Genomic DNA, 3,411 nt, shown 5'->3' with positions numbered 1-3,411 from the left:
GCTTAGAGCAGTCTGGCTTGAGAATGGAAAAGTAAAAATGATAGACCAGCGCGCTTTGCCACATAAATTTAAAATTTTTACAGCTATGAGCTATAAAGATATAATATTTGCAATCAACGAAATGGTAATTAGGGGAGCTCCAGCTTTAGGGGCAATAGCAGCTTATGCACTAGCACAGGCAAGTTTGAGTAATGAAAATATTGATAGAGTAGCGAAAGCGCTGAGAGCGACTCGTCCTACAGGCTACGATTTGTTTTATGCAATTGATTATATGCTCAAAGAGCTTGGCAAAGGAAGAGATGCTGTAAAAGCTGCTGAGGATTATGTTGATAAACTTGTTGATAGCTGCAAGAAAATAGGCGAGTATGGAGAAAGGCTGATAAAAAACGGTATGAAAATTTTAACTCATTGCAATGCAGGCGCTTTGGCAACTGTAGATTATGGCACTGCGCTTGCACCAATAAGGCGAGCGCATTCCAAAGGAAAGAAAATATTTGTTTTTGTAGCTGAGACAAGACCTAGACTGCAAGGATTGCTTACCTCTTGGGAATTGTTAAACGAAGATATTCCTCATACTATAATCGCAGATAACGCAGTAGGCTATTTTATGGAAAGGAAAGAAATTGATTTAGTATTTGTAGGCGCTGATAGAATTGCAATGAACGGCGACGTTGCTAATAAGATAGGTACTTATGAAAAAGCTGTTCTAGCTAAAGAAAATAAAATTCCTTTCTATGTCTGCGCTCCGCTCTCTACATTTGATTTTTCTGTAAAAATTGGCAAGCAAATAAAAATTGAGGAAAGGAATGAGAATGAGGTTTTGAGGTTTTGCGGTAGAAGGGTAGCGCCAAATGCAGCAAAAGCCAGAAATCCTGCTTTTGATGTTACACCTGCAAAGTATATTAAAGGATATATTACTGAGAGGGGAATAATTAAAACCCCAGGAAAATTGTGAAAAAAAGATATTACAGACAAACACCTTCTTCTAAAGGGCTAGAAGATATTGAACGCAGGGCGCTTGAAAGATATACACCTGAATTTTATGCAAATCTAAACACCGGGACACTTGAACAATATTTTGAAGAGCGGAATGAAAAGGAGATCGATAAGCGCGAGCTTAATTGGCTCAATATTTCTATCCCACTAATCGTAGGCTCGCTTTTCGTGCTGATAACTTCTTATATCGGGCTGAAGATAGGCATGGCTGTTGGCGGTAGCTGGTATTTAATTTACATTATAGGTATAGCACTCAGATGGTCTGATAAACGAATAAAAATTGCAGGGAGTATAAGTGGTAGTGTATCTTCGGTATGCGTAGGGTATGTCTTTATTTATACTGCACTCTATATTTTGCGCGAGCAAGGCACTGTTAAATTCAGCCCTATCGAAACACTATCTGTAGCGATCGTAGGTTCAACATTACTATCTGTTTTAGCTGTAGTGGTGGCTATAACCTTGAGAAGGATATGGGTGGTAGAAGATCCTTTGCCTTTACCTGGTTTTGAGGCTTCGGTTACACTTCTGGACATCGCTCAGAAAGCCTATGCTGGGACTGCCAAGCAGGTAAAAAGAACCATTGGGCTGGTTATCTCCTTACTTAGCTTAGCTTTAGGGTTTTGTTTTCTTAGAGATTTCCCAATAAACGGAAAATCTATTTTTCAAAGACTTTTTGCAGGCAGATTTTATGACAGAGGGAGTATAATGCTACCAGAAGGTGCAAGTAGATATTTTTGGGCGAATTTTTACCTTTCTCCAATGCTCGCTGCTATCGGCTGGTTTATGCGATTGAAAGGTGCGTTCATCGTATGCTTAGGTTCTATTGTTACATGGCTCCTAATTAATCCTCTTGCAGTTTATTTTGGTGCTACGGCTTATGATCCACAGCTTGGTAAAACGATACTTATAAGCAACCCAATGCTCGCATATTCTAATTTTGCTAGAATTATTGCAATAGGTGCGATTGTAGGTAGCGGCTTTGCTGCACTTGTTAAAACACTGCCTAAGATAAGAGGCATAGCTACTTTTCCTAAAGCTCAAGCTCCGGGTATTTTAAAAAACATTAAGCTACTTGCAGGTATAGCTTTTGGTGTGCTCGTTGTCATATTCTTTTTAACAAGCGAATCGCTGTCCGGCTCGCTTATAATATCAATTCTCCTAATTTTGTTCTGCTTTTTCTTAGCTATTGTAGTAATAAAGATTATGGGTGAAACAGGCAGCACACCAGTTTCGGCAATGGGACTTATAGTGCTCATCCTGCTAATCCTGCCACTTAGAGCTCTGGGTTTAGATCCAAATACTACTGCAGTTTTGGGAATACTTGCCGTGACCGCATTCTGTGCAAGTACAGTTGTGAGCGCAAACCTGTTTTATGATTTTAAACTTGGTTTATACGTAGGTAACCAGCCGAAAAACTTGATTAAAGCACAGCTTATAGGCATTTTGCCAGGTACTGTTCTTGCAGGTGTTTTCATATCAATCCTTGCATTAAATCTTAAAGAGCTTGATCTTTTAGCCCCGCAAGCAAATGCACTTGCAGCCATTACTAACGCTTTACTTGGATTCCATGTAAACTACTGGCTGTTACTTGTAGGTATAGCTATAGGTGTTGTAGCAGAAGTTGTCACTGGAAGAGGGACTGCTTTTGCACTAGGGATGTATTTCCCGTTAGGTATTACTTTACCACTACTCCTTGGCGGCTCCGTTAGGTTCTTATGGGAAAAGAGATTACCAAAGCTCAAGCCAGAAGAAAAATCGTTAAAACTTGTAAATACCTATGCGATGTGCACCGGTCTGACTATCGGTGAAAGTGTAATGAGCGCTATCGTTTGCTTGGCTATCATGTTTTGAATCTTACTATTAAAAAGCTTCAAGGCGTGTACCTAAAAGGATGCCGTGCAGACTCTTTCTCGTAGAACAGCTCTTCTAATGTTGGTCTTCCTTCTATTGCTTTTCTCAGCGCGTATCGCATAGCTTTGTAATTATTCAAAACAACTCTTTTCTTATTTACTGCAGAAGGATGCACAAAGGCGTTTACCAGAATCACAAGCTCTTTACAAAGCTCTTTTGGCAACAGTCCATCTTTTATACTTGCATCGATTGCTTTATTAACACCTTCAGCTGCGTAGTTATAAACAAGCTCTTCTTGCGACTTAGTACGAATTGTTACTGTGGGGACTAAAAAAGTGAGAGGCTCTTTATTGATAATTCTTAGCTTTTCTTTGGCCTCTTTTAAAGATTCTTGAATTGCAAGCTCTAATGCGCTACCTTTACAATCCAATAAAAGGTCTATATGCGCAAGCTCGAAAATAGGAGGAGATGCAAAACCTTCGCCGACCTTCAGCTCAGAAAATTTTATTTTTTCATGTTGAGTAATAGCTGGAAATTTTGTCTTGATAATCTTATCTTTTAGCC

3 protein-coding genes are annotated in these 3,411 nt (G+C 39.4%); 2 read left to right on the top strand and 1 reads right to left on the bottom strand.

Features of this window, described 5'->3' with window-relative positions; all coding sequences use genetic code 11:
* Together mtnA and QMD21_03000 are read left to right on the top strand one after the other, a co-directional pair.
* Positions 1–955, top strand: a 955-nt coding sequence (gene mtnA / locus QMD21_03005; protein MDI6855738.1) for an S-methyl-5-thioribose-1-phosphate isomerase, incomplete at its 5' end; no start/stop codon positions are given.
* Positions 952–2,847, top strand: coding sequence for an OPT/YSL family transporter (locus QMD21_03000; protein ID MDI6855737.1), 1,896 nt, complete (start codon positions 952–954; stop codon positions 2,845–2,847). The genes mtnA and QMD21_03000, both read left to right, overlap by 4 nt.
* Before the next feature lie 19 nt (positions 2,848–2,866).
* Here the strand turns inward: QMD21_03000 and QMD21_02995 are convergent.
* A partial coding sequence (locus QMD21_02995) for a formaldehyde-activating enzyme (GenBank protein MDI6855736.1) occupies positions 2,867–3,411 on the bottom strand: 545 nt, incomplete at its 5' end.

The sequence above is a fragment of the Candidatus Thermoplasmatota archaeon genome (assembly GCA_030018475.1).
Lineage (GTDB): Archaea > Thermoplasmatota > JASEFT01 > JASEFT01 > JASEFT01 > JASEFT01.
This window is presented reverse-complemented; position numbering and strand designations above follow the sequence as displayed.